Below are 24,687 nucleotides of genomic sequence, written 5' to 3'. Positions count from 1 at the left end.
CGCGGGGGTTTAGCCTCCCGCCGCCAACACACCCTGGAAGAACCCGCGCGCTGCCGCCAGGCAGAACGGCGGCGCCAGCGTGCCGTGGTAGGCCGCAGTCACGGCGCGGGCCTTGTCGGCGGCGCTGCCCGGCGTGCTCTGTGCCAGCAGGTCCTTCGCCTGCGCGAAGCCGGCGCGTGCCGCCGAATAGCTGTCGGTGGCGCTGCGGTCTTCCAGGTCGACCACCGCGAGCGCGGCGGCCGGCATGCCCTTGGCGCGGAAGTAGCCGGCCGTGGCGCGGGTGCTCAGGAAGTTCACGGTCGGGTCGTTCGCGCCGCTGCACAGCAGCATCGGCTTGGTCGGCACCCAGTTGCGCAGGTCGTTGGCGATGGCGGCCTTGCGGAAGCCCGTGGCGGGCTTGCAGTCCAGTGGCGAAGCCGAACTCAGCGACGCGGCCGTGGCCGGCAGCGCGTTGCCGGGGCAGGTGTTCGACTGGATGTCGGTGGCCGCCTGCGTCAGGAAGCTCTGCTTGATGAGGTTGTTGGCGCCATAGAAGATCGACAGCTCGGGGCTCACCGGGCCCGGCTTGCCGTCGGCCGGGAACAGCGCCAGCTGCGGCAGCTTGCCGCTGGAGAACAGCGTGCCCGGCGTGAGGCTCGGCAGCAGCGTCTCGATGCCGGTGGCGTACTGCGCTTCGTAGACGTCGCTGGGGCTGGCGTAGACGTTGCCGAACTGCTGCTGCCAACTGGTCGACAGCAGCGGCACGAACAGCGTGGAGCCCAGCGCCGGCCAGCCCAGGTAGGTGTAGTCGGTCAGCAGGCTGATGGCCGAGGGCGCGGCCAGCGGGGCCGAGGCCGTCACCGTCTTGCCGGTGGCCTGCATCTCGCGGTGCGCGGCCATCGCCACGTAGCCGCCCTGCGAATAGCCGGTGATGAACAGCGAACCGGCGTCGTTCGCGCCGATGTCCGAGAAGGTCTTGCGCGCCGCGGTGAGCGCGTCGACCATGTCCTTGCCCTGCTGCTCGCCGTTGAGGTAGGGGTGGTAGGGCAGCGTCGACTTGTCGTAGCCCGCGTAGTTGGGCGCCACCACGATGTAGCCCTGCGCCGCGAACATGGCGGCCACCATCAGGCCCTCGCCGGCGGCCGGCTGGGTGGTGTCGGTCCACTTGGCGAGGTTGTAGTTGCGTGCCGGCGTGGTGCCGTGCGCGTACAGCACCACGGGGCGCCCGCCGCTGCAGGCGACGTCGGAACCCGAGGGCACCATGATCGCGGCAGTGGCGTTGGTGGCTTCGTTCTTGCCGCCGACGGTGCGGTACTCGAGGTAGCGCATGTCGACGCCGCACTTGGGCGCGCCGGTGACCTGCAGCAGCGCCTTGCCCTGGTCGGAGGCCTGCAGGCTGGCCCTGAACTGGTCGGCCGTGAGCTTGGTGCCCTGCTCGGGCGGGCTGGTGACGACCGTGCCGCGCCCGGTGTCGCTGCCGCCGCCCGGCGGCGGAAAGCCGATGCCGATGCCGCCCCCACCACCGCCGCCCCCGCCGCAGGCGGCGAGCAACAGCGTGGCGCCGGCGAGCGTCGCCGTGGCGGTGGCTCGGCGGGCCGAGAGGGAAGAGGGCCGGGAATGCCGTGGATGCAAGGTCAAGACGCGTCTCCTGGATTTGTATCGAAAACGAACGAGCGTCCTATTCTGGGCAGCGCCACGGCCGCGCGCAAGCCGCGTTTGCCAGCAGAACCTATTCAGTAGCCGAACGGGCCAGGCCCCGTCCGAGTCACTGGTCCTGCGCGGTCCAGTCGATCAGCGCGTCGAAGGCGGCGCGCGCGGCGCCGGCGTTCTCGCCGTTGGCGATGGCCACCAGCACGTAGCGCCGGCCGCTCGCGCCGTGCACGTAGCCGGCCACGCCCGAGGCGTCGCGCAGCGTGCCGGTCTTCAGGTGGGCTGCGCCGCCCGAGCGCAGCGTGCGCCGCTTCAGCGTGCCGTCCACGCCCATCGCGGGCAGCGAGGCCATCAGCTCGGGCATCACGGGCGAGCGCCACGCCACCTGCAGCATCTTGCCGAGCGCGGCGGCGCTGATGCGCTCGTCGCGCGACAGGCCCGAGCCGTTCTCGAACACCGGCGAGGCCTCGCCGGTGCCGATGCGGTCGCGCCACCACTGGCCCAGTGCGCTGCGCGACGCTTCGAAGGTGCCGCGCTGCTTCTGCGTGAGGCCGAGCGTGAGGAACACCTGCTGCGCCATCACGTTGTTGCTGTACTTGTTGATGTCGCGCACCACTTCCGCGAGCGGCGGCGATTCGAAGTCGAAGGCCGGCTTCAGGCCCGCGGGCACGCGGCCCTCGCGCATCTGGCCGCCGACGCGCCCGCCCATCTCGGCCCACATGCCGCCGATGGCGCGCAGACTGTAGGTGCGCGGGTCGGCGTACGCCACGGCCCAGCTCTTCTCGCCGCAGCCGGTGGGAAAGCCGCCGTTGAAGCGGATGCGGTTCACGTCGCTGAAGTCGGGCTTGAGCGCACCGCGCCAGTCGCCGCATTCGCCGGGCGCCAGCGGCACGGTCGGCGGCATCGCCACGCTGGCCAGCGGGGGCTCGTAGCTCACGCGCGCGAACTGGCCGGCGCGGTCGGGCGCGAAGGTCATGTTCACCGACTTGAAGTTCACCAGCAGCGCATCGGGCGAGGCGTTGTAGGGGCGCAGCGGCTCGCCGTCGAAGGCGGCCGGGTCGTTCTCGACCGTGGTCTCGAAGGCGCTGCGGTCGATCACGATGTCGCCGCTCACGGTGGTGATGCCCAGGCCCTGCACGTGGCGCAGCAGCAGCCACACGCGCTCGAGCACCAGCTTGGGGTCGCCCTGGCCCTTGATGTAGAGGTTGCCGTTGAGCACGCCGTTGGCCACCGAGCCCTCGACGTAGACCGGCGTGTTCCAGCTGTAGGCCGGGCCGAGCAGGTCGAGCGCCGCGTAGGTGGTCACCAGCTTCATGATCGAGGCCGGGTTCACCGGCACCTGCGAGCGCCAGGCCAGGCGCGGCGCGCGGCCGGCGTCGGCATCGGCCACGAGCAAGGTCACGGCGTCGCGCGACACCTTGGCGCGCGCGAGGGCGGCATCGACTTGGGGCGGAAGGGCTTGCTGGGCGAGGGCGCCGGTCGAAACCAGCAGTGCAAGGATCAGCGCAAGAGTCTGCGCACGGGGCGCGTGGCGGAAGGCAAGAGGCATCCGCCGATTATCCCGGCGCGAAGATGTGCAGCTTCGCGTGGTAGAGCAGCATGATCGTCTTGGCGTCGGCGATGCGGCCGTCGGCCACCATGGCCAGCGCCTCGTCGATGCGCAGCTCGAGCACCTCGATGTCCTCGCCCTCCTCCGCCAGCCCGCCGCCCGCGCCCACGCGCATCGAGGCCTCGTAGGGCGCGACGAAGAAGTGCAGCTTCTCGGTCACCGAGCCCGGGCTCATGAAGCTCTCGAACACCTTCTGCACGGCGCCGAGCCGGTAGCCCAGTTCTTCTTCGACCTCGGCGCGGATGCGCTCCTCGGGCGCGGCGTTGTCGAGCAGGCCCGCAGTCGCCTCGATCAGCAGGTCGTCGTGGCCGTTGACGAAGGCCGGGTAGCGGAACTGCCGCGTGAGCAGCACCGTGCGCTGGCCGAGGTGGTAGGGCAGCAGCGTGGCGCCGTTGCCGCGGTCGTAGGTCTCGCGGTGCATGCGCTGCCACTCGCCGTCGTTGCGCCGCCAGTCGAAGGCGGTGGTGCGCAGCGTGTACCAGTGGTCGGACAGGAGGGTGACTTCGTGCACCCGGACGCGGTCGTGGAGGGTCATGGCGGCGAGCATAAAACCGGATTCGTGCAATAACAAGATGATTCGTGCATTAACGTGCAATCTCGCTATCATCGACCCATGCTCACCCGCCCGCGCAAGCAACACATCCTCTCGGTCCTGCGGCGCGACGGCCAGGTCGTCGCCAAGGCGCTCAGCGAGGAGCTGGCCCTGTCCGAAGACACCATCCGCCGCGACCTGCGCGAACTCGCGGCCGAAGGGCTGCTGCAGCGCGTGCACGGCGGCGCGCTGCCGGTCGCGGCGGCCGAGGCCGACTTCACCGGGCGCCAGCAGCTCGCGCCCGACGAAAAAGTGGCCATCGGCCGCGCCGCCGCGCGCCTCGTGAAGCCGGGGCAGGTGGTGTTCATCGACGGCGGCACCACGGCCGTGCAGCTGGCGCGCCACCTGCCGCCCACGCTGCAGGCCACGGTGGTCACGCACAGCCCGTCGGTGGCGGTCGAGCTGCAGGCGCACACCGGCATCGAGGTGGTGCTGATCGGCGGGCGCCTCTTCTGGCATTCGATGGTGGCGGTCGGCGCGGCGGCCATGGCGGCCATTTCGCGCATCCATGCCGACACGTATTTCATGGGCGTCACCGGCGTGCATGCCGAGGCGGGCCTGACCACGGGCGATGCGGAAGAGGCCGAGATCAAGCGCGCGCTCATGGCCGCGGCGGCCGAGACCGTCGTGCTGGCCTCGTCCGAAAAGCTCGGGGCCGCGTCGGCCTGGGTGGTCAACCCGCTGGCGGGCGCAACGCAGCTGCTGGTGGCGCCGCAGGCCCCCGAGCAGGTGCTGGCGCCGCTGCGCGCGGCCGGGCTGGCGATCCTGCGTGCCGGCGAGGCTGGTTGATTCGCCCCGTCCCTGCGCGGCCGAGGCCCGCCCTCGATAATGGCGGGATGCCCGCCGCGCCCCCGCAGACCTCCCCGCCCCTCCTGTCTCCCCGCATGCTCGGCATCGGTGCGGCCGTGGTCACCGTCGTGGTCTGGACCGCCTTCATCCTCATCGCGCGCGCCTCGGCCGCGCGTTCGCTCACGCCCTTCGACCTCGCCTTTGCGCGCGTCTGCGGCGCCAGCCTCGTGCTGGTGCCCTGGGGCGCGTGGCTGGCGACCAAGCACCGCGGCGCCGTGTCCTCGTTCTTCGGCCTGTCGCCGCTGTCGCTGCGCGTGACGGCCACGGCCGGCATCTTCGGCGGCGTGGCCTACGCCCTCATCGCCTACAGCGGCTTCTTCTTCGCACCGGCCGGCCATGCCGCCGTGCTGATGCCCGGCAGCCTGCCGCTGTGGACCACGCTGCTGGCCGCACTGGTGCTGCGCGACCGCATCACGCCCACGCGCGCCATCGGCCTGGCGATGATCGTCGCGGGCGATCTCGTGGTCGGCGGGCGCAGCCTGCTGCACGCCTTCGAGGGCGGCGAGGTCTGGAAGGGCGACCTGATGTTCATGGGCGCCGCCTTTTGCTGGGCCTGCTACAGCATCGTGGCGCGCCGCAACGGCCTCGACGCCGTGCGCGCGACCATCGCCATCACCGTGTTCGCGCTCATGACCTACGTGCCGGTCTACACGCTGTTGGTGGCCTCGGGTGCCGTCGTCAGCCACATCGGCAGCGCGCCGTGGGGTGAGGTCGCGTTCCAGATGGCCTTCCAGGGCCTCGGCTCGGTCGTGATCTCCGGCATCACCTTCACCAAGATGATCCAGCACTTCGGCCCCGTGCGCACCACCATGATCACGGCACTGGTGCCGGGCCTGTCGGCCTTCGGCGCGGTGTTGTGGCTGGGTGAACCGATGCACTGGAGCCTGGTCGCCGGGCTCGCGCTGGTGACGGGCGGCATTCTGTTCGGCGTGCGCAAGGCAGCGGCCGTGCGCGTGGCGCCGGTCTGCCCGACGCCGTGCCCGGCGGGAATGGGGCGTCCGAATGTCTGACAAGCTGCTGGCCTTCGACACGAGCACCGAGCACCTGTCGGTCGCGGTGCGCCACGGCGACCGCGTGCTGGCGCACAGCGGCGTGGGCGGCGCGCAGGCGTCGAGCACGCTGCTGCCGCTGATCCGCCAACTGCTCGCCGACGCGGGGCTCGCGCTGGCCGAGCTTGACGCCATCGTCTTCGGGCGCGGCCCGGGCTCCTTCACCGGCCTGCGCACCGCCTGCTCGGTGGCGCAGGGCCTGGCCTTCGGCGCCAAGGTGCCGCTGTTGCCGGTCGACACCCTGCTGGCCGTGGCCGACGAGGCGCGTCATGCCTTCGGCGCGCAGCGCGTGGTGGCCGTGCTCGATGCGCGCATGGACCAGCTCTACGCCGCGCACTACGACTTCGACACCGCCGGCCCGTTCGGCGGCGATCCCGAGCCGCTGCTGCTCGCCCCCGAGGCGCTCGAGGTGCCGGCCGGCTGGGCGCTCGCCGGCAACGCCTTCACCGCCTACGGCCCGCGCCTGGCGCCCGCCACGGCCCGCCACGAGGTGCTGCCCACGGCCGCCGCCATGCTGCGGCTGGCGCCCGCGCTGCTCGCGGCCGGACGCACCGTGCCCGCCGCGCAGGCCTGGCCGCTCTATGTTCGCGATAAAGTGGCGCAAACCACCGAGGAACGCGCCGCCATCAAGGCCGCTGCCGCTGCTGTCGCCGTTCCGCCAAGCCCCGCATGAGCGCTGTCCTCCAGTCCGTCGAAGCCCGTCTTGAACCGCTCACCGTCGAGCGGATCGATGCCGTGTGCGCGGTCGAGCAGACGGCCTACACGCACCCCTGGACGCGCGCCAACTTCACCGATTCGATGGCCGTGGGCTACCACTGCCAGTGCCTGCTGGCGCCCGGCGTGGCGGCGGGTGTCGAATCGCCCTGCACCAGCCTGGGCGAAACGCTCATCGGCTACTTCGTCGCCATGAAGGGCGTGGACGAGGTGCACCTGCTCAACATCACCGTGGCGCCGGCTTTCCAGCGCCAGGGCTGGGCGCCGCTCATGCTCGAGGCGCTGGCCGGCTGGTCGCGCGGCGAGGGCGCGCTGTGGCTCTGGCTCGAGGTGCGCGAAAGCAACCGGCGCGCGCTCGACATCTATCTGCGGCAAGGCTTTCGCAGCGTCGGCGTGCGCAAGGGCTACTACCCGGCGTTCGACGGCAAGCGTGAAGACGCGGTCGTCATGAGCATGCGCCTCAACGAAACAGGCTCCGCCTGGGGAGCTTTGCGATGACGGACACCGCCGCTGTACACACCCTGCGCCTGGACGCGCGCCAGCGCGCCATGCTCGACGAGATGGGCGTGAAGGTTTGGTGGCCTGTGCCGCCGGAACCCGAGATCGAAGCCGAAGCCGAGCCGGAGGCCCCGGTGGCCGCCGATTCCGGCATGCCCGACATGCCCGAAGGTCCGCCGCTGGAGCTCGACGAGCGCGATCAGTCGTACGACGCGCCGCCCCCGCCACGCCCGGCACCCGCGCCCGTCGCCCGCCCCGTGGCCGCCCCCGCCCCGCGTCCCGTCGCGGCACCGCCCGTGGCGCAAGGCGCCGCCGTGCTGGTCGAAGCGCCCTGCCGCCTGTACGCCGACAAGGCCGATGCCACGGCGCCGGTGCAGGGCGGCTGGCTGGTCGTGGCCGACATGCCGCCCGAGGCCGACGGCCGCCACGGCGAGCCCTTCGCGGGTGACGCCGGCCGCCTGCTCGACAACATGCTGCGCGCGCTGAAGCTGCACGACGGTCGCACGCCCGTGCACCTGATGCGCACGCACCGCGGCGTGGCCGCCGGCCAGCCCGGCAGCCCGCAGCCGATCGATGCCGCCTTCGACGCCCACGCGGCGGCGCTGGCGCCGAGCATCGTGCTGGCGATGGGCCCGCTGGCCGCGCAAAGCCTGATGCAAAGCCGCGATCCGCTGGGCAAGCTGCGCGGTCGCGCCGTGCCGCTGGCGTCGGCGAATGGCGTGCCGGTGGTTGCCACGTACCACCCCGCCTACCTGCTGCGCAACCCGGCCGACAAGGCCCGCGCCTGGGCTGATCTCTGCCTGGCCGCGGAGCAAGCCACCCCCACGGTCTGAGGCCTGCGGGCGGGGTCCGTAAAATCGGGCCCCATGACTTTCCTCGACAAGCTGGCCGCCGCGCAGCAAACCAACGGTTCGTTGCTCTGCGTGGGCCTCGACCCGGAGCCCGCCAAATTCCCGGGGGCGTACAAGGGCGACGCCAGCCGCATCTATGACTTCTGCGCGCGCATCGTCGACGCGACGGCCGATCTGGTCATCGCCTTCAAGCCGCAGATCGCCTACTTCGCGGCCCACCGCGCCGAAGACCAGCTCGAACGCCTGATGGAGCACATGCGCCGCAACGCGCCCCATGTGCCCACCATTCTGGACGCCAAGCGCGGCGACATCGGCTCCACCGCCGAGCAGTACGCGCTCGAAGCCTTCGAGCGCTACGGCGCCGACGCCGTGACCCTGTCGCCCTTCATGGGCTTCGACTCGGTCGCGCCTTACCTCAAGCACGAAGGCAAGGGCGCCTTCCTGCTGTGCCGCACCAGCAACCCCGGCGGTTCCGACCTGCAGGGCCAGCGGCTCGCAAGCGTCGAGGGCCAGCCCTTCCTGTACGAGCACGTCGCCCGCCTGGCGCAGGGCCCGTGGAACCTCAACGGCCAGCTCGGCCTCGTGGTCGGCGCAACCTACCCGGCCGAGATCGAGCGCGTGCGCGAACTCGCGCCGACGGTGCCGCTCTTGATCCCGGGCGTCGGTGCCCAGGGCGGCGACGCAGTCGCCACCGTGCGCGCCGGCTGGCGCGCCGACGCGCCGATCATCGTGAACTCGTCGCGGGCGATCATTTACGCCTCGTCGGGCGAAGACTTCGCCGACGCGGCGAAGAATGCGGCGCGCACCACGCGCGACGCGCTCGAAGCCGCCAAGCCCTGACAGGCCTTCAGTTCCGCCGCAGGCGCGTGAACGCCTCGAACTCCCAGTTGCGCATGCCCAGCAGCAGGGTGTAGCCCTCGCGGTCCTTGGCCGACAGCTTCTGGTCGGTCTGGTGCTGCTGCGCGAAGTCTTGCGCCACGCGCTGCAGCCGCTCCAGGAAGGCCGGTGCCAATGAGCGGCTGATCGAGCCGTGCACCAGCAGCAGGCCTTCGGCCGGGCCGTCGAAGCCGCCCTTGTAGTAGTCGAGCACCACGTTCTCGCGGAAGAACTCCATCACCGGGCCGTGCGGGCGCCAGCGGAAGGTTTTCGCGAGCTTCAGGCGGTACCGGTTGAGCGGGCGCAGCTCGATGATGCCGATGCGGTCCAGCTGCGCCAGGCAGCCGATGCACTCGGGCTCGGTGATCCGGTACGACGCCACGATCTGCTCCAGCGTCCACTGGCTCAGCACGCTGATCGCCACCAGCAGCAGCTTCTTGTCCTTGACCACGGCTTTTTCCTGCTCGTGCGTCAGCTCCTTCAGCAGCGGCTGGGCGTCGGCCACGCGCCGCGCCAGCTCGGCGAAATCGATCTTCAGGGCGCGGCAGATCGCGTCGACGCGCGACAGCGGCATGTCGCTCTTGGCCAGCATGCGCTTGACGCTGGACTCCGCCATGTCCAGCGACCGGGCCAGGTCGGCATACGTCATGCGGGCGCTTTTGAGTTCGTTCTTGAGGGCCTGGACCAGATCGACAGTGGTACTCATGGAGGGGGCAGTGCGGGTTGAAGGTATTGGAAAAGGATACCGAAGGGAGTGAAATAGTGCCTCGTATCGATTCTCGATGCCTGGGAGAGGGCTGGCAACTAAATTCCACCCGCCAGCCACCACCCCCACCGAGGAACGCCATGCTTTTGCCCACCCTGACACGCCGCGAACGCGGACTGTTGTTCACCTTCGCGCTGCTCTTGCTCATCGCCTTCTTCGGCCCGGCGCTGCCGGCCGCCGACGTGGCGATCGCCTCGGTGTTCGCCGACAACCGGCCGCTGCTGCACCTGCCCAACGCGATGGACGTGCTGAGCAACCTGCCGTTCCTGGTCATCGGCTGCCTCGGGCTGTACCGGCTCAACCGCATCGACCGCTCGCACCAGGAGGCGCTGGCCGGGTTCCCGTTGGCGCCGCCCGCCAACGACCCACCGGACAACACGCTGGACTGCGCCTGGCTGTTCTTCGCCGGCCTGATCGCCACCGCCGCCGGCTCGGCCTTCTATCACCTGATGCCCGACGCACCCCGCCTCGCCGCCGACCGCGCCGGCATGGCCGTGGCCTTCGCGGGCCTGATCGGCATCGCCGTCTGCGAACGCGTCAGCCAGCGCGCCGGCTGGCCGGCCGCCTGGTTCGTGCTCACGGCCGGCCTGCTGGCCGCAGAGGTCTGCCAGGAAACCGGCAACGTGCTGCCTTGGGCGCTGGTGCAGTTCGGTGGCATGGGGCTGGTGCTCACGCTGGCGTTGACCCGGCCGATGCGCGGCGCCGTCGGCCTCAAGCTGGGCTGGGTGATTGCGTTCTATGTGGTGGCCAAGATTTTCGAGCTGGGCGACCACGCCATCTATGAAGCCACCGGCCATCTCGTGTCGGGCCACACGCTCAAGCACCTGGTGGCGTCGATGGCCGGCCTGCCCGTGCTGATGGCGCTGTACCGCCTCGAAAAGGGCTGGCGCGCGACGCTGCTGCGGCACAATCCCGACCCTGCCGCCATCGCGGCATGACGCGACCTGAGCACCTGAACGCCGTGGCGCAGCGGTAGAAGACAAAGAGGAGATTGCATCGCATGACAACCCCCGCCGCCGCCGCACCTGCGCCCGTGGTTCATGAGGCCAACGCCCACGCCAACCAGTTCGCGCTGCTCGGCCAGCGGCGCTTCGCACCCTTCTTCTGGACCCAGTTCGCGGGGGCCGCGAACGACAACCTCTTCAAGTTCGCCTTCACCGTCATGGTGACCTACCAGCTGCAGATCAGCTGGATGCCGCCGGCGATGGCGGGGCTGGTGATCGGCGCGCTGTTCATCCTGCCGTTTTTGCTGTTCTCGGCCACGGCCGGGCAGCTGACCGACAAGTTCGACAAGACGAAGATGATCCGCTTCGTCAAGAACCTCGAGATCGCGATCATGGTGATCGCCGCCTGGGGCTTCGTGCGCGCCGACGCGGTGGTGCTGCTGGGCTGCGTGTTCCTCATGGGGCTGCACTCCACGCTGTTCGGGCCGGTCAAGTTCGCCTACCTGCCGCAGGTGCTCGACTCGCGCGAGCTCACGGGCGGCAACGGCATGGTCGAGATGGGCACCTTCGTCGCCATCCTGCTGGGCCAGGTGGCGGGCGGGTTGCTGGTGGCGATGCCGCAGATCGGCCACACCACGGTGGCCGTGGCCTGCCTGCTGCTCGCGCTGGTGGGGCGCGGCGTGGCGCAGGCCATTCCGCCCGCGCCGGCCACCGACCCGAGCCTGGTCATCAACTGGAACCCCTTCAGCGAAACCTGGCGCAACCTGATGCTGGCGCGCGAGAACATCGTGGTGTTCCGCTCGCTGCTCGGCATCTCGTGGATGTGGTTCTTCGGCGCGGTGTTCCTGAGCCAGTTCCCGAGCTTCGCGAAAGAAGTGCTGCACGGCGACGAGCAGGTGGCGTCGCTGCTGCTGGTGGTGTTCTCGGTGGGCATCGGCGTGGGCTCGCTGCTGTGCGAGACGCTGAGCCGCCGGCAGGTCGAGATCGGCCTCGTGCCGCTGGGTGCCATCGGCATGAGCGTGTTCGCCATTGACCTGTACTTTGCCTCGCGCGCCTTGCCGCCTTCGGCCGGCATGGGTCTGGGCGCCTTCGTGCACCAGGCCGCGCACTGGCGCGTGATGGCCGACCTTGCGCTGCTGTCGCTCTTCGCGGGCCTGTACAGCGTGCCGATGTACGCACTGATCCAGCTGCGCAGCCAGCCCACGCACCGGGCGCGGATCATCGCGGCGAACAACATCCTCAACGCGCTCTTCATGATCGGCAGCTCGGTGCTGGCGGGCGCGCTGCTGGGCGCGGGCTTCACCATTCCGCAGATCTTCTTGTTCACCGGCATCGCCAACGCGGTGGTCGCGTTCTACATCTTCATGCTGGTGCCCGAGTACCTGCTGCGCTTCGTGGCCTGGGTGCTGTCGCGCTTCGTGTACCGCTTCGACATCAAGGACGACCAGCACATTCCCACCGAGGGCGCCGCGGTGCTGGTGTGCAACCACGTGAGCTTCATCGACGCGGTGCTGCTGATGGCCGCGAGCCCGCGCCCCATTCGCTTCATCATGGACCACCGCATCTTCAAGGTGCCGGTGCTCGGCTGGCTGTTCAAGCTGGCCAAGGCCATTCCGATCGCGCCGCAGAAGGAAGACCCGGCCGCGTACGAGGCCGCCTTTGCAAAGGCCATCGGCGTGCTGCGCGAGGGCGACCTGCTCGCGATCTTCCCGGAAGGCGCGATCACGCGCGACGGCGAGCTGCAGCCCTTCAAGGGCGGCGTGATGAAGATCCTCGAAGGCGCGCGCGCCGAAGGCATCGAGCCCCCGGTGATTCCGATGGCGCTGACCAACCTCTGGGGCTCGTACTTCAGCCGCATCGAGCTGCGCGGCGGCCAGCAGGTCGCCATGGCCAAGCCCTTCCGCCGCGGCCTCTTCAGCCGCGTGGGCCTGCGCGTCGGCCACCCCGTGCCGCCGCAGGACGTGCAGCCCGAGACGCTGCGCCAGCGCGTGGCCGGCCTGCTGGCCTCCTGACGCGCGCGGCGCGGGGGTGCCCGGAAGTATCTCGTCGGGATACTGCGGGACGCCAGCGCCGCAACTGGTTGAAGTATCCGAGCCTCGCGGCGTGAAGGCGAACCATCATTCGCTCACCTTCACTGCGCCGCGAGGCCTTCATGCAACCCCTCTCTTCCCCCACCGTTTCGATCGTCCCGCGCAGCCAGCCGGCTGCGCGCAAGACCACCCTGACGCACTCGATGGCCGCCCTGGCCTTCGCCGTCTGCGCCGCGTTCGCGGGTGTGGCCACGCCGCTGCCCGCGCAGGCCCAGAGCGAGGCCTCGACCGCGCTGTCGCTGCTGCCCGTGGCCTCGGTGGTCGGTGCTGCGTCTGTCGTCGGGGCATCGGCCACCGCGGTGGTTGCCGTGCCCGCGGCGCTGTCGGTGGGCGGCTCGGTGCTCACCGTGATCGCGGTCGAGGCCTCGGTCGATGGCACCGTCTACCTGCTCGAACGTGCCTCGGACGGCGCCCGCGCCAGCGTCAAGGTGATGGGGCGCGCCACCCGCGGCGTGTCGGCGGTCGCCGGCACGGCCGTGGTCGTCAGCGTGATCGGCACGGGTGTCGTGCTCTCGGCTGCCGGCGAGGTGCTGGCCTTCGTGCCCAACGCGGTCGGCCGCGCACTGCTCCACAACGAAAGACTGTCGTGAAGCCCGCCGTGCGCCCCGCGCTGCTGCTGACGTTCGCCATCGCAGCGGTGGTGCTGCCGCTGCAGGCGAATGCCGGTCGCTCGTGCGAACAGGTCAAGCCGACGCCGGCGCTGATCGTCAAGGGCATGCAGCTGGCCGAGCGCACGTCGCAGCAGCTCGATGCGAGCGGCGCGCGCGTGGTCGTCCTGGCGCGCGCCGGGCAGGACCTGAGCAAGTACGGCCTGCGCTATTCGCACCTGGGCATCGCCTACAAGACCGACGAGGGTCCGTGGCGCGTGGTGCACAAGCTCAACCACTGCGGCACGGCGGTGGCCGCGGTCTACCGGCAGGGGCTGGGCGAGTTCTTCCTCGACGACCTGTGGCGCTACGAGGCCGCCTGGTCCGTGCCCACGCCCGCGGTGCAGGCGCAGCTGATGGCCGCGCTGCGCGAGCCCGATGCACGCCTCGTGCGCCTGAACGTGGCGCCCTACAGCATCGTGAGCTACGCCTGGGGCCAGAAGTACCAGCAGTCGAACCAGTGGGCGCTCGAAACCCTGGCCGCCGCGATGGAGCCCGCCACCATCGGCACCCGCGCGCAGGCGCAGGCCTGGCTGCAGTTCAAGGGCTACGAGCCGACCACGCTGACCCTCGGCCCGCTGACCCGCCTGGGCGGGCGCGTGGGCTCGGCCAACATCGCGTTCGACGATCATCCGAACGAGAAGCGGTTTTCGGACCGCATCGAGACCGTGACCGTCGACTCGGTGTTCAGCTGGCTGCCGCGCGCGGGGCTGGGTGCGGCGCCGGTCACACTCAAGCTCTGAGCGAAACGAAGAAAAGAAAGAAGGAAAGACCATGAGCAAATCCCTGCGCCTCTCCGAGAAGTGGTTCCGCCGCGGCCTGTGGCTGGTGGCGTTCGTGTTCGCGAGCTTCCTGATCGGGCTGGGCAGCACGATCGTGGGCGACCTGCCGCAGGTCGAGCGCGTGCGCGTGCTCGACGACTTCATCGACAAGCCGGCGGCCGAGCCGCTGCGCGCCACCATCAAGGCGTCTGAAACGGCCGAGGAGCAGGCCGCGCGCGACCTCGACCAGGCGCAGCTGCAGCTCAACACGGCGCAGCAGGCCAGCGCCAACGCGCGCGAGACCTTCGGCAACTGGATCGCCACGCGCCGCGCCACCGCGCAGCCCGACCAGGACACCGAGCTCATCGCGCGCACCAAGGCGCTCGACGCCTTCAAGCAGAAGGAAGACGCGGCGCAACGTAAGGCGAACGCACAGCGCCAGATTGCGCTCGACGCACGCCAGGCCGAGCAGCGTGCGCGCGAGGCGTTGTCGGTGCTGGAGCACGATGCGCAAGAGCGGCTGAATGCCGAGTACCGCCGCGTCGAGTTGCGCGTGTTCGCCTACCGGCTCGCGCTGACCCTGCCGCTGCTGCTGGTGGCCGGCTGGCTGTTCGTGAAGAAGCGCAAGAGCACCTACTGGCCCTTCGTGTGGGGCTTCATCTTCTTCGCGCTGTTTGCCTTCTTCGTCGAGCTGGTGCCTTACCTCCCGAGCTACGGCGGCTATGTGCGCTACGTGGTGGGCATCGTGCTCACGGTGCTGGTGGGGCGCTACGCGATCATTGCGCTCAACCGCTACCTGGCGCGCCAGAAGCTCGCCGAGCAGCAGCCCGACCAGGTGCGCCGCGAAGAGCTGAGCTACGACGTCGCGCTGGCACGCCTGGGCAAGAGCGTGTGCCCCGGCTGCGAACGCCCGGTCGACCTGAAGAACAACGAGATCGACTTCTGCCCGCACTGCGGCATCGGCCTGTTCGACCATTGCGGCCACTGCAGCACGCGCAAGAGCGCGTTCTCCAAGTTCTGCCATGCCTGCGGAACCGCCGCGACCGCAACGCAAGCGCCGAACACACCTGTGACCGGCACTGCGCAATCGGTCACGCCGGGCGCACCGGTTCAGCCGGCCCCGTAGCGAAAGCGCCGCACGGTCGTGCTACAACCCCGGGCTGCGACACGCAACGCCGTGCCGCGGGTTTTCCCATTCACATTGACGGAGCACACCCATGAGCATTTTCGGCAAGATTTTTTCCAAGATTTTTCCGTCGGCCAACGCCGCTGAAGTCGTCGCCGCACCGCCGGCGGCTGCACCCGGCGCGCCGGCCGCTGTCGCACCGCCGCCTGCGATTCCGCTGGGCGACGTGCCCGCCGTCCTGGACGCCATGCCGGGTGCCGCCGGCCTGAACTGGCGCACCTCGATCGTCGACCTGCTCAAGTTGCTGGGCCTGGACAGCAGCCTCGCCGCGCGCAAGGAACTGGCCACCGAAATTCTCTACAGCAACGGCGAACCGGGTTCGGCCGAATGGAACATCGGCCTGCACAAGCAGGTGATGACCCGCATCGCCGCCAATGGCGGCACGCTGCCAGCCGAACTGCGCGACTGATCCGTCCCGCCACCCACGCAGCAAAAAGCCCGGCATGCCGGGCTTTTTCTTTGGGGCGACCGCTGAGGCGCTTCAGGTCCAGCCTGCGTCCACCACGTAGTCTTGTGCAGTGCACATGCGCGAATCGTCAGCGGCAAGGAACAGCGCCATCGCGGCAATGTCTTCCGCCATCACGCGCCCCGGCAGGCACTGCGCCGCATCGATCTCCGCGCCCGATTCGGGCTTCACCCACAGCTGGATCTGCCGCTCGGTCATCACCCAGCCCGGCACGATCGAGTTGACGCGGATGTTCGCCTTGCCCAGGTCGCGCGCCAGCGAGCGCGTGAGGCCGCGCGCGGCGGCCTTGCAGGCCTGGTACACCGGGTAGCCCTTGCCCTTGATCATCCAGCTGATCGAGCCGAAGTTGACGATCGAGCCACCGCCCAACGCACGCATGTCGTCGGCCACCGCCTGCGCGGCAAAGAACTGGTGCTTGAAGTTGACGGCCACGAGGCGGTCGAAGTCGTCGCTCGTCACGTCGGCCAGTTCATGGCGCCGGTCGTTGGCCGCGTTGTTCAGCAGCACCGACACCGGCCCGAAGCGCTGGCGCACCGCGTCGATGGCCGCGGCGAGCGCGGCCGTGTCGGTCACGTCGCAGGGTACGAACAGCGCGGGATCCGCGCCTTGCAGTTGCGCGGCGAGCGCGCCGCCGGCGGCGGTGTCGAGGTCGCAGAAGCCGACCTTGGCGCCCTGTGCATGAAAGGCCCGCACCAGCGATTCGCCGATGCCGCTGGCGCCGCCCGAGATGAACACGGTGCGGCCGGCCAGCGAGGGGTAGCGGGCGGTGTAGACAGAAGCGGAAGCAGCGGCGGATGTCATGGCCGCAAGCCTACCCCAACACCGCCGCGCCGGTTGTCAGACGCCGCGTGCGCGGTCGGCCTTGAACTGCGCGCGGAACGCCGTGAAGGTGCCCGCGTCGAGCGCCGCGCGGATCTCCGTCATCAGGTTCAGGTAGTAGTGCAGGTTGTGGATCGTGCACAGCATCGGCCCGAGCATTTCGCCGCAGCGGTCGAGGTGGTGCAGGTAGGCACGGCTGAAGCCTTCGCGCCCGCCGTCGTTCCAGCTCACGCCCGAGGTGCCCGCGCAGGCGTGGCAGGTGCAGCTCGGGTCGACCGGCTGCGGGTCGCTCTTGTGGCGCGCGTTGCGCATCTTCAGGTCGCCGAAGCGCGTGAACATCGTGCCGTTGCGCGCATTGCGCGTGGGCATCACGCAGTCGAACATGTCGACGCCGTCGGCCACGCCCTGCACCAGGTCTTCGGGCGTGCCCACGCCCATGAGGTAGCGCGGCTTGTTCGCGGGCAGCCGGTGCGGCGTGTGGCCCATGATGTGCAGCATCTCTTCCTTGGGCTCGCCCACGCTCACGCCGCCGATGGCGTAGCCCGGAAAGTCCATGTCGACCAGCGCCGCGAGCGACTCTTCGCGCAGGTTCTCGAACATGCCGCCCTGCACGATGCCGAACAGCGCGTTGGGGTTTTCGAGTCGCGTGAATTCGCTCTGGCAGCGCTTGGCCCAGCGCAGGCTCAGCTCCATCGAGATGCGGGCTTCAGCCTCGGTCGTGATGTGGCCCTTGGTGTCGTAGGGCGTGCACTCGTCGAACTGCATCACGATGTCGCTGTTCAGGATGGTCTGGATCTGCATCGAGACCTCGGGCGTGAGGAACAGCTTGTCGCCGTTGACGGGCGACGCGAACTTCACGCCCTCTTCGCTGATCTTGCGCATCGCGCCCAGCGACCACACCTGGAAGCCGCCCGAGTCGGTGAGGATGGGCTTGTTCCATTTCTCGAACTGGTGCAGCCCGCCGAAGCTGGCCATGACGTCCAGCCCCGGGCGCATCCACAGGTGGAAGGTGTTGCCCAGGATGATCTGCGCGCCCATCTCTTCGAGGCTGCGCGGCATCACGCCCTTGACGGTGCCGTAGGTGCCCACGGGCATGAAGATCGGCGTCTGGACCTTGCCGTGGTTGAGCGTGAGCGTCGCGCGGCGCGCGTGGCTGTCGGGGTCGGTCTTGAGGAGTTCGAAGTTCAGCATGATGTCGTTCAGTCCTGGGTCCGTGCGAGCAGCATGGCATCGCCATAGCTGAAGAAGCGGTAGCCGTTGGCAATGGCGTGGGCATACAGCGCCATCACGCGCTCATAACCCGCGAAGGCCGAGACCAGCATCATCAGCGTGCTCTTCGGCAAATGGAAGTTGGTCACCAGCACGTCAACGTGTGCGAAGGCGAAGCCCGGCGTGATGAAGATGCGCGTGTCGCCCGTGGCTTCGCCGCTTTTCGCCCACGACTCGAGCGTGCGCACCGTGGTCGTGCCCACGGCAACGACGCGCCCGCCGCGTGCCTTGCATTCGGCAATGGCGCGCTGCGTGGCTTCGGGCACTTCGTAGCGCTCGGCGTGCATCGTGTGTTCGGCGATGTTCTCGGTCTTCACGGGCTGGAAGGTGCCGGCGCCCACATGCAGCGTGACGCTGGCGCGTTGCACGCCGCGCGCTTCGAGCTCGGCCAGCAGGCCTTCGTCGAAATGCAGCGCGGCCGTGGGTGCGGCCACCGCGCCGGGCACGCGCGCGAACACGGTCTGGTAGCGGCTCTCGTCGTCGGCCGAGTCGGTGTGCGTGATGTAGGGCGGCAGCGGCACGTGGCCGCAGCGCTGCATCAGCGCATACGGGTCTTCGCCCGCGTCGCTCTCGAAGCCGAAGCGGAACAGCGCGCCGTCTTCCTCGGGCCAGCGGCCCAGCAGCGTGGCGCGGAAGCCGCCCACCATCTCGAGCGTGGTGCCCACGGGCGGCTTCTTGCTGACCTTCATGTGCGCCACGACCTCGTGGCCCTGCAGCACGCGCTCGACCAGCAGCTCGAGCTTGCCGCCGGTCGGCTTCTCGCCGAACAGGCGCGCCTTGACCACGCGCGTGTCGTTGAAGACCAGCAGGTCGCCCGCGCGCAGCAGCGAGGGCAACGTTTTGAAGATGCGGTCGACCGGGGCATCGCCGGTGCCGTCGAGCAGACGGGAGGCGGTGCGTTCGATGGCCGGGTGTTGGGCCACCAGCTCGGGCGGCAGATGGAAATCGAAATCGGAAAGCGTGAAGGCGCGCATGGTGCTTGAGGGCCGGACGGGCCCGTGCCAAGGAGGCATGGGAAAGAGAAAAAGGCGGAGAGCGGCGATTGTCCCATGGCCCGGAATCACAGCGCCGCGTGAGGGTCGGCCGGGGGTTGCCGAGGCAGAATCGACGCATGGTCGATTCTTCCGTTGCGCGCGTCACGCCTGCCCCTGCCCCTCCTTCCGAAGGCGAGCTCTTCAAGAAGATCCTGGGCGGCGCGTGGATGGGGCTGCACCCCGACATCCGCCGGCGCTTCGACAAAAATCCCCTGCCGGGCAAGGCGCTGCATTACCTGGGCGCGCTCAGCGAGCTGCGCTGCTCGCGCTTCGGCAAGCTGCTGGGCCACCTCACGCAGCCGATGATCCAGGGCGCGCTGATTCCCTACAGCGACAGCCACTTCCCGGTCGAGATCCAGGTCTACGCCCGGCCCGACGACCCCGCCATCTACAAGCAGCGCATCTACCGCCTGCACGGTCGCCCACCGATCCAGTTCACCAGCTTCATGCGCGAGAGCGAACGCGGCGAGGTGCTGGAGTACGTGGGCATGGGGCTGGGCATGAAGCTGGTGCTGAGCGTGGAAGCCAACGGCAGCCTGCATTTCCAGAGCGACGGTTATTTCTGGGAGGTGTTCGGCTGGCGCATTCCGCTGCCGGGCCTGTTCACGCCGGGCAAGACTTTTCTCTGGCACCACAACGAGACGCCCGAGCGCTTCAACATCCGCATCGAGATCCGCCACTGCCTCATGGGCACCACCTTCACGCAGGTCGGCGTGTTCGAGGAAGTGCCGGAGCCGCAGGCGGTGTCCGCATGATCGACACGCACCTGCTGGCCTTGCAGCTCATGGCGGCGCAGGGCGCGCTGGGCGCCTTCGACACGCTCTACCACCACGAAGGCACCGAAGCCCTGCCGCGCCGCGGCACGGCGGGTCGCGAGCTGGCGATCCATGCCACGCGCTCATCGATCTATTGCGCGCTGTTCCTCGGGCTGTCGGCGTGGGCCTGGCACGGCGCGTGGGCGTGGGTGCTGCTCGCGGTGTTCGGCATCGAGATCGTGCTCACGCTGTGGGACTTCGTGGTCGAAGACGGCAGCCGCCTGCTGCCGCCGACCGAACGCGTGACGCACACGGTGCTGGCCATCAACGCCGGCGCGTTCATCGCGCTGCTGGCGATGAGCGCGGTCGGCTGGGCCGACCAACCGACGGCGATGGTGTGGCAGCCGCACGGCTGGCTCAGCGCCTTCCTGGCGCTGTGCGGCGTGGGCGTGGGCATCTCGGGCCTGCGCGACGGCTTCGCGGCGCGCGCCTTGTTCAAGCAGCGGAAGCAGGCGCAGGTGCGCGACGCCCAGGCCCCGGTGCACTTCGGCACGACGCCGCAGCAGGTGCTGGTGACGGGCGGCACCGGCTTTATCGGCCAGATCCTCGTGCGCCACCTGCTGGCCGATGGCCACGCAGTGACGGTGTGGACACGCGACGCGCGCGGCGCCGCCTGGGGCTTCGGCGGCGCGGTGCGCTGCGTGCAATCGCTCGACCAGATTCCCGCCGCGGACGCCATCGATGTGGTCGTCAACCTCGCGGGCGCACGCATCCTCGGCCAGCGCTGGAGCGCGCGGCGCCAGCAGCAACTGCTGCAAAGCCGCGAAGGTTTGACGCAGCAGCTCGTCGCGTGGATCGGCACGCGCCCGCGCAAGCCGTGGCTGCTGCTCTCGGGTTCCGCCATCGGCTACTACGGCGTGCAGCCGCAGGGCGACACCACCGAGCTCACCGAAGACGCGCCGCCACAGAACATCTTCATGTCGACGCTGTGCCAGCGCTGGGAGCAGGCCGCGCACGCGGCCGTGGCGCACGGCGTGCGCGTGGCCTGCCTGCGCTTCGGTTTCGTGCTGGGCCACCAGGGCTCGCTGCCGCAGCTGCTGATGCCGGTGCAGCTGGGCATGGGCGGGCGCCTGGGCAGCGGGCGGCAGTGGCTGTCGTGGGTGCATGTGCACGACCTGATTCGCGCCATCGCGCATGTGTGGACCGTGACCGAGTCCGCCACCGAGCCCGTCGCCGCGCAGGCCTTCAACGTCACCGCGCCGGGCGCGCTGGGCCAGGAGGCCTTCACCCGTGTCGCTGCCAGTGTGTTGCACCGCCCCTGCTGGATGCCCACACCCGCCGCGCCCGTGAAGCTGCTGCTGGGCGAGCAGGCCGACCTGTTGCTCGAAGGCCAGCACGTCGTGCCGGCGCAGCTGCTGCGCACCGGCTTCCAGTTCATGTTCCCCGATGCCCGCAGCGCCTTGACGGACCTTTGCCGTCCACGCTAGAAGCCTTGTCCGTGCCCGCCAAGAAAGAACCGACTCCCCCCGCCGCGCCGGCGCAACCGCCCGGCACCGGCCTGAGCCTCGTGCAGCGCGCGCTGCGCAAGCTCGGCCTCGTGCGCGACATCGACTTCGCGCTCTACCTGCCGATGCGCTACGAGGACGAGACGCGCGTCGTGCGCCTCGCCGACACGCGCGACGGCGACATGGCGCAGGTCGAGGGCGTGGTCACCGAGTGCGAGGTGGTGTTCCGCCCGCGCCGCCAGCTCATCGCCACCATTGACGACGGCAGCGACACCTGCCAGCTGCGTTTCTTCAACTTCTATCCGTCGCAGCAGAAGCAGCTCGCGGTGGGCGCCAAGGTGCGCGTGCGCGGCGAAATGCGCGGCGGTTTCGTGGGGCGGCAGATCATGCACCCGACCGTCAAGGCGGCCGGCACCGCGCTGCCCAATGCGCTCACGCCGGTGTACTCGACCGTGGCCGGGCTCGCACAGCCGGTGCTGCGGCGCGAGGTGCGCTCGGGCCTGGCGCGCGCGCTGCTCGACGAGACCATTCCGGTGCAGATCGGCCTGCGCGGTGCGTGGGACCTGCGCAGCGCGCTGAGCTTCCTGCACTACCCGACGCCCGACGTGTCGATTGCCGCGCTCGAAGACCACAGCCACCCGGCGTGGCAGCGCATCAAGGCGGAAGAACTGCTGGCGCAGCAGCTCTCGCAGTTGCAGGCGCGGCTGGAGCGCGCGGCGCAACGTGCGCCCGTGCTGCCTTCGTCCGCCGAACCGGTGGCGAGTTCACTGCACGCGCAGCTGCTCGCCGTGCTGCCCTTCGGCCTCACCGGTGCGCAGCAGCGTGTGGGCGAGGAGATCACGGCCGACCTGCACCGGCAGATTCCGATGCACCGCCTGCTGCAGGGCGACGTGGGCTCGGGCAAGACGGTGGTCGCGGCGCTGGCCGCGGCGCGCGCCATCGACGCGGGCTTTCAGTGCGCGCTGATGGCACCCACCGAAATCCTCGCGGCCCAGCACTTCGGCAAGCTGGTCGGCTGGCTCGATCCGCTGCTGGCCGAGCGCGGCCTGCGCGTGGCGTGGCTCACGGGCAGCCAGAAGAAGAAGGAGCGCGACGAGATGTCGGCGGCGGTGGAGAGCGGCGAGGCCGCGCTGGTCATCGGCACGCACGCGGTCATCTCGGAAAAAGTGCGCTTCAAGAAGCTCGCGCTGGCCATCATCGACGAGCAGCACCGCTTCGGTGTCGCGCAGCGCCTGGCCCTGCGCGGCAAGGCCGGTGGCGACCTCGAACCGCACCTGCTGATGATGAGCGCCACACCGATTCCCCGCACGCTGGCGATGAGCTACTACGCCGACCTCGACGTCTCCACCCTCGACGAGCTGCCACCGGGCCGCACGCCCATCGTCACCAAGCTGGTGGCCGACCACCGGCGTGACGAGGTCATCGACCGCATCCAGGCGCAGATTTCGCAGGGCCGGCAGGTCTACTGGGTCTGCCCGCTGATCGAGGAGAGCGAGGCGGTCGACCTGCGCAACGCCACCGAGACGCGCGACGAACTCGCCGGCACGCTGGGCGACCACATCCAGGTCGGCCTGCTGCATTCGCGCATGCCCACGGCCGAGAAGCAGGCGGTGATGGCGGCCTTCACCGCGAACGAAATCCAGGTGCTCGTGAGCACCACGGTGATCGAAGTGGGCGTCGACGTGCCCAACGCCTCGCTGATGGTGATCGAGCATGCCGAGCGCTTCGGCCTCTCGCAGCTGCACCAGCTGCGCGGGCGCGTGGGGCGCGGCGCGGCGGCTTCGGCCTGCGTGCTGCTCTATGCGCCGGGCGACAGCGGTCGCGTGGGCGAAGCGGCGCGCGCGCGGCTCAAGGCCATGGCCGAGACCGGCGACGGTTTCGAGATCGCACGGCGCGACCTCGAGATTCGCGGGCCCGGCGAATTTCTGGGCGCGCGCCAGTCGGGTGCGCCGCTGCTGCGCTTTGCCGACCTCGCGACCGACACGCTGCTGCTCGACTGGGCGCGCGAACTCGCGCCGGTGATGCTGCAGAAGCACCCCGAACTGGCGCAGCGCCACATCGACCGCTGGCTCGGTACCAAGGCCGAGTACCTCAAGGCCTGAGGAAACCCAGCAGCCGGTCGAGCCCGCCTTCGTCGATTGCCAGCATCGCGGCCTCACGCACCATCGGCTTGGCGCGGTAGGCCACCGACAGCCCGGCCGCGCCCATCATCGGCAGGTCGTTGGCACCGTCGCCCACGGCGATGGCCTGGGCCGGCGAAATGCCCATATCGCGGCAGCAGTCGAGCAGCTTGTCTCGCTTGGCATCGCCGTCGCAGATGTCGCCCCATGGCTGGGCGAGCATGCGCCCGGTGAGGCGTCCGTCTTCAATCTCGAGCACGTTGGAACGGGTGTCGTCCAGCTTCAACCGGTCCCGCAGGCGGTCGGTGAAAAACGTGAAGCCGCCGCTCAGCAGCACGACGCGCAGGCCGGCCTGCTTGCAGGCGGCGATCAGCGTCTCGGCGCCGGGGTTCAGGTGCAGGCGCTGGTCGTACACGGCCTGCAGCGCCGACAGCGGCACGCCGCGCAGCAGGGCCACGCGCCGGCGCAGGCTGTCCTTGTAGTCGGTGATCTCGCCGCGCATCGTGGCCTCGGTGATCGCCGCGACCTCGGGGCCGCAGCCCGCGATGTCGGCGATCTCGTCGACCGTCTCGATGTCGATCAGCGTCGAGTCCATGTCGAAGGCGATCAGCTTGAAGTCCGACAGCCGCCGGAGAGGAAGAGAGGGCATGGGGTTCATGGCGTGCGGCTTCCCGCGCTCCAGTGCTGCGTGCCGAGCCAGTCGACGAACTGCCGTGCCAGCGCGGCCACCGGCCCTTCGGTGCGGTACAGCGCATAGACGCCGGAGGCGGGCAGGCGCGGTTCGGGAAACACCAGGCGCAGCCGGTCGGCGCGGATGTCTTCCTCGAGCAGGCACCAGGGCGCCAGCGCGAGCCCCAGGTCGTTCATGGCCGCCTGCATGCAAAGGAACTGGTGGTCGAACACGGGGCCCGGCAGCTGGGGCGGCACGCGCAGGCCGGCCAGTTCGAACCAGCGCGGCCAGTTCTCCAGCCCGCCGGTGGCCTGCAGCAGCGGGTGGCCCAGGCAGTCGGCAATGCTGGCGATGCGGTGCCGCTCGATGAAGCGCGGCGACGCCACGGCCACGAGGTGGTCGTCCAGGCAGCGCACGCAGGTGTGGTCGGGGCGCTGCATGGGAATGCGGCGGATCAGCACGTCGCTGCCGGCCTCGGCCTGGTCGAAGAACTGCCGGCCCAGGGTCGACAGCTGCACGTCGGTCTGCGGCGCGAGGGCCTGGAACCCGGCCAGCCGCGGAATGAGCCACTTCATCGCCAGCGAGGGCGTGGTGCACACGCGCAGGCTGCTGCGCTGGTGGGGCGACTTCAGCGCGGCCGTGGCGCTGGCGATGCGGTCCAGGCTGGCCTGCACTTCGGCGAAGTAGTCGCGCGCATGGGGCAGCAGCGTCGCGCCGCGGGCCTCGCGCGCGAACAACGGCTGGCCCAGGTAGTCCTCCAGCAGGCGGATCTGCTGGCTGACGGCGCTGTGCGTGATGCTGAGTTCGTCGGCGGCCGCGGTGAAGTTGGCATGGCGCGCCGCCGCCTCGAAAGCGCGCAGCGCTTTCAAAGGGGGGAGGCGTCGGGTCACCACATGCGTACCTTGGCGAGCGGGCTTGTCTTCCTCATCTGTTTTTCGTGTTCGGTTGCGTGCCGCCCGGGGTCGGAGGCCGGCGGGCATCGTAGACC

24 protein-coding genes are annotated in these 24,687 nt (G+C 69.9%); 15 read left to right on the top strand and 9 right to left on the bottom strand.

What is annotated here, in order from left to right; all coding sequences use genetic code 11:
• Positions 1 to 9 precede the first annotated feature (9 nt).
• The 3 genes from CLU95_RS13850 to CLU95_RS13840 form a co-directional block, all read right to left on the bottom strand.
• A complete protein-coding gene (locus CLU95_RS13850; protein WP_099797291.1) occupies positions 10 to 1,611 on the bottom strand; it encodes an alpha/beta hydrolase family protein in 1,602 nt (533 codons plus the stop codon).
• A gap of 133 nt (positions 1,612 to 1,744) precedes the next feature.
• Complete coding sequence (dacB, locus tag CLU95_RS13845) at positions 1,745 to 3,178, bottom strand: D-alanyl-D-alanine carboxypeptidase/D-alanyl-D-alanine endopeptidase (RefSeq protein WP_099793937.1); 1,434 nt, start codon at positions 3,176 to 3,178, stop codon at positions 1,745 to 1,747.
• A gap of 7 nt (positions 3,179 to 3,185) precedes the next feature.
• On the bottom strand, positions 3,186 to 3,773 hold the full coding sequence (locus CLU95_RS13840) for a GDP-mannose pyrophosphatase (protein ID WP_099797289.1): 588 nt from the start codon (positions 3,771 to 3,773) through the stop codon (positions 3,186 to 3,188).
• A gap of 78 nt (positions 3,774 to 3,851) precedes the next feature.
• On the opposite strand from CLU95_RS13840, the gene CLU95_RS13835 reads away from it, so the two are divergent.
• The 6 genes from CLU95_RS13835 to pyrF all read left to right on the top strand — a co-directional run bounded on the left by CLU95_RS13835 (position 3,852) and on the right by pyrF (position 8,631).
• On the top strand, positions 3,852 to 4,619 hold the full coding sequence (locus tag CLU95_RS13835) for a DeoR/GlpR family DNA-binding transcription regulator (protein ID WP_099793935.1): 768 nt from the start codon (positions 3,852 to 3,854) through the stop codon (positions 4,617 to 4,619).
• Positions 4,620 to 4,714: 95 nt separating this feature from the next.
• Positions 4,715 to 5,689, top strand: a complete 975-nt coding sequence (locus CLU95_RS13830) for a DMT family transporter (protein ID WP_257214628.1) — start codon at positions 4,715 to 4,717, stop codon at positions 5,687 to 5,689.
• The gene (gene tsaB, locus CLU95_RS13825; protein WP_099793931.1) at positions 5,682 to 6,401 is read left to right on the top strand and encodes a tRNA (adenosine(37)-N6)-threonylcarbamoyltransferase complex dimerization subunit type 1 TsaB; all 720 of its coding nucleotides are present in this window, start codon (positions 5,682 to 5,684) and stop codon (positions 6,399 to 6,401) included. Before CLU95_RS13830 ends, tsaB begins: the two co-directional genes overlap by 8 nt.
• Positions 6,398 to 6,940: a ribosomal protein S18-alanine N-acetyltransferase gene (gene rimI, locus CLU95_RS13820; RefSeq protein WP_099793929.1), complete on the top strand. Its 543-nt coding sequence runs from the start codon at positions 6,398 to 6,400 to the stop codon at positions 6,938 to 6,940. The genes tsaB and rimI overlap by 4 nt, the downstream gene beginning before the upstream one ends.
• On the top strand, positions 6,937 to 7,773 hold the full coding sequence (locus CLU95_RS13815) for a uracil-DNA glycosylase family protein (RefSeq protein ID WP_099793927.1): 837 nt from the start codon (positions 6,937 to 6,939) through the stop codon (positions 7,771 to 7,773). Before rimI ends, CLU95_RS13815 begins: the two co-directional genes overlap by 4 nt.
• A gap of 33 nt (positions 7,774 to 7,806) precedes the next feature.
• Positions 7,807 to 8,631 carry an orotidine-5'-phosphate decarboxylase gene (pyrF, locus tag CLU95_RS13810; protein WP_056577070.1) on the top strand — a complete coding sequence of 275 codons (825 nt, stop codon included), beginning with the start codon at positions 7,807 to 7,809 and terminating at the stop codon, positions 8,629 to 8,631.
• Between the two features lie 7 nt (positions 8,632 to 8,638).
• Here the strand turns inward: pyrF and CLU95_RS13805 are convergent, their stop codons facing one another.
• Positions 8,639 to 9,373, bottom strand: coding sequence for a helix-turn-helix domain-containing protein (locus CLU95_RS13805; RefSeq protein ID WP_099793925.1), 735 nt, complete (start codon positions 9,371 to 9,373; stop codon positions 8,639 to 8,641).
• A 140-nt stretch (positions 9,374 to 9,513) separates the two neighbouring features.
• Here CLU95_RS13805 and CLU95_RS13800 point away from each other — a divergent pair, with 140 nt between their 5' ends.
• The 6 genes from CLU95_RS13800 (at position 9,514) to CLU95_RS13775 (ending at position 15,470) form a co-directional block, all read left to right on the top strand.
• Positions 9,514 to 10,371: a hypothetical protein gene (locus CLU95_RS13800; RefSeq protein WP_099793923.1), complete on the top strand. Its 858-nt coding sequence runs from the start codon at positions 9,514 to 9,516 to the stop codon at positions 10,369 to 10,371.
• 62 nt (positions 10,372 to 10,433) lie between these two features.
• Positions 10,434 to 12,389 (top strand): MFS transporter, encoded by a 1,956-nt coding sequence (locus tag CLU95_RS13795; protein WP_099793921.1) that lies wholly within the window; start codon positions 10,434 to 10,436, stop codon positions 12,387 to 12,389.
• Between the two features lie 221 nt (positions 12,390 to 12,610).
• Entirely contained in the window at positions 12,611 to 13,057 is a 447-nt protein-coding gene (locus CLU95_RS13790; protein WP_257214807.1) for a hypothetical protein, read from the top strand.
• Complete coding sequence (locus tag CLU95_RS13785; RefSeq protein WP_099793917.1) at positions 13,054 to 13,857, top strand: DUF2145 domain-containing protein; 804 nt, start codon at positions 13,054 to 13,056, stop codon at positions 13,855 to 13,857. The genes CLU95_RS13790 and CLU95_RS13785 overlap by 4 nt, the downstream gene beginning before the upstream one ends.
• A gap of 31 nt (positions 13,858 to 13,888) precedes the next feature.
• A complete protein-coding gene (locus CLU95_RS13780) occupies positions 13,889 to 15,001 on the top strand; it encodes a serine endopeptidase (protein WP_099793915.1) in 1,113 nt (370 codons plus the stop codon).
• Positions 15,002 to 15,092: 91 nt separating this feature from the next.
• Positions 15,093 to 15,470 carry a DUF3597 domain-containing protein gene (locus tag CLU95_RS13775; protein WP_099793913.1) on the top strand — a complete coding sequence of 126 codons (378 nt, stop codon included), beginning with the start codon at positions 15,093 to 15,095 and terminating at the stop codon, positions 15,468 to 15,470.
• Positions 15,471 to 15,542: 72 nt separating this feature from the next.
• Here CLU95_RS13775 and CLU95_RS13770 read toward each other — a convergent pair whose 3' ends face one another.
• Genes CLU95_RS13770 through queA form a run of 3 tightly spaced genes read right to left on the bottom strand, consistent with a single transcriptional unit; the run spans position 15,543 to position 18,589 of the window.
• The gene (locus tag CLU95_RS13770) at positions 15,543 to 16,328 is read right to left on the bottom strand and encodes an SDR family NAD(P)-dependent oxidoreductase (RefSeq protein WP_099793911.1); all 786 of its coding nucleotides are present in this window, start codon (positions 16,326 to 16,328) and stop codon (positions 15,543 to 15,545) included.
• A 36-nt stretch (positions 16,329 to 16,364) separates the two neighbouring features.
• Positions 16,365 to 17,537, bottom strand: coding sequence for a tRNA guanosine(34) transglycosylase Tgt (gene tgt, locus CLU95_RS13765; protein WP_099793909.1), 1,173 nt, complete (start codon positions 17,535 to 17,537; stop codon positions 16,365 to 16,367).
• Between the two features lie 8 nt (positions 17,538 to 17,545).
• On the bottom strand, positions 17,546 to 18,589 hold the full coding sequence (gene queA, locus CLU95_RS13760) for a tRNA preQ1(34) S-adenosylmethionine ribosyltransferase-isomerase QueA (RefSeq protein WP_099793907.1): 1,044 nt from the start codon (positions 18,587 to 18,589) through the stop codon (positions 17,546 to 17,548).
• A gap of 137 nt (positions 18,590 to 18,726) precedes the next feature.
• On the opposite strand from queA, the gene CLU95_RS13755 reads away from it, so the two are divergent.
• From CLU95_RS13755 to recG, 3 genes are read left to right on the top strand one after another with little or no spacing between them, the layout of a single operon-like run.
• Positions 18,727 to 19,404, top strand: a complete 678-nt coding sequence (locus CLU95_RS13755) for a DUF4166 domain-containing protein (RefSeq protein ID WP_099793905.1) — start codon at positions 18,727 to 18,729, stop codon at positions 19,402 to 19,404.
• Complete coding sequence (locus CLU95_RS13750) at positions 19,401 to 20,891, top strand: TIGR01777 family oxidoreductase (protein ID WP_099793903.1); 1,491 nt, start codon at positions 19,401 to 19,403, stop codon at positions 20,889 to 20,891. Before CLU95_RS13755 ends, CLU95_RS13750 begins: the two co-directional genes overlap by 4 nt.
• Positions 20,892 to 20,902: 11 nt before the next feature.
• Complete coding sequence (gene recG, locus CLU95_RS13745; protein ID WP_257214627.1) at positions 20,903 to 23,011, top strand: ATP-dependent DNA helicase RecG; 2,109 nt, start codon at positions 20,903 to 20,905, stop codon at positions 23,009 to 23,011.
• On the opposite strand, the gene serB is transcribed toward recG, so the two are convergent.
• Together serB and CLU95_RS13735 are read right to left on the bottom strand one after the other, a co-directional pair.
• Positions 23,001 to 23,678 carry a phosphoserine phosphatase SerB gene (gene serB / locus CLU95_RS13740; protein WP_257214626.1) on the bottom strand — a complete coding sequence of 226 codons (678 nt, stop codon included), beginning with the start codon at positions 23,676 to 23,678 and terminating at the stop codon, positions 23,001 to 23,003. The two genes, recG and serB, sit on opposite strands and share 11 nt — an antisense overlap.
• 5 nt (positions 23,679 to 23,683) lie before the next feature.
• Positions 23,684 to 24,568 carry a LysR substrate-binding domain-containing protein gene (locus CLU95_RS13735; protein ID WP_257214625.1) on the bottom strand — a complete coding sequence of 295 codons (885 nt, stop codon included), beginning with the start codon at positions 24,566 to 24,568 and terminating at the stop codon, positions 23,684 to 23,686.
• Between the last annotated feature and the right edge of the window lie 119 nt (positions 24,569 to 24,687).

Origin of the sequence: Variovorax sp. 54 (assembly GCF_002754375.1) — a bacterium.
GTDB lineage: Bacteria > Pseudomonadota > Gammaproteobacteria > Burkholderiales > Burkholderiaceae_C > Variovorax.
This window is presented reverse-complemented; position numbering and strand designations above follow the sequence as displayed.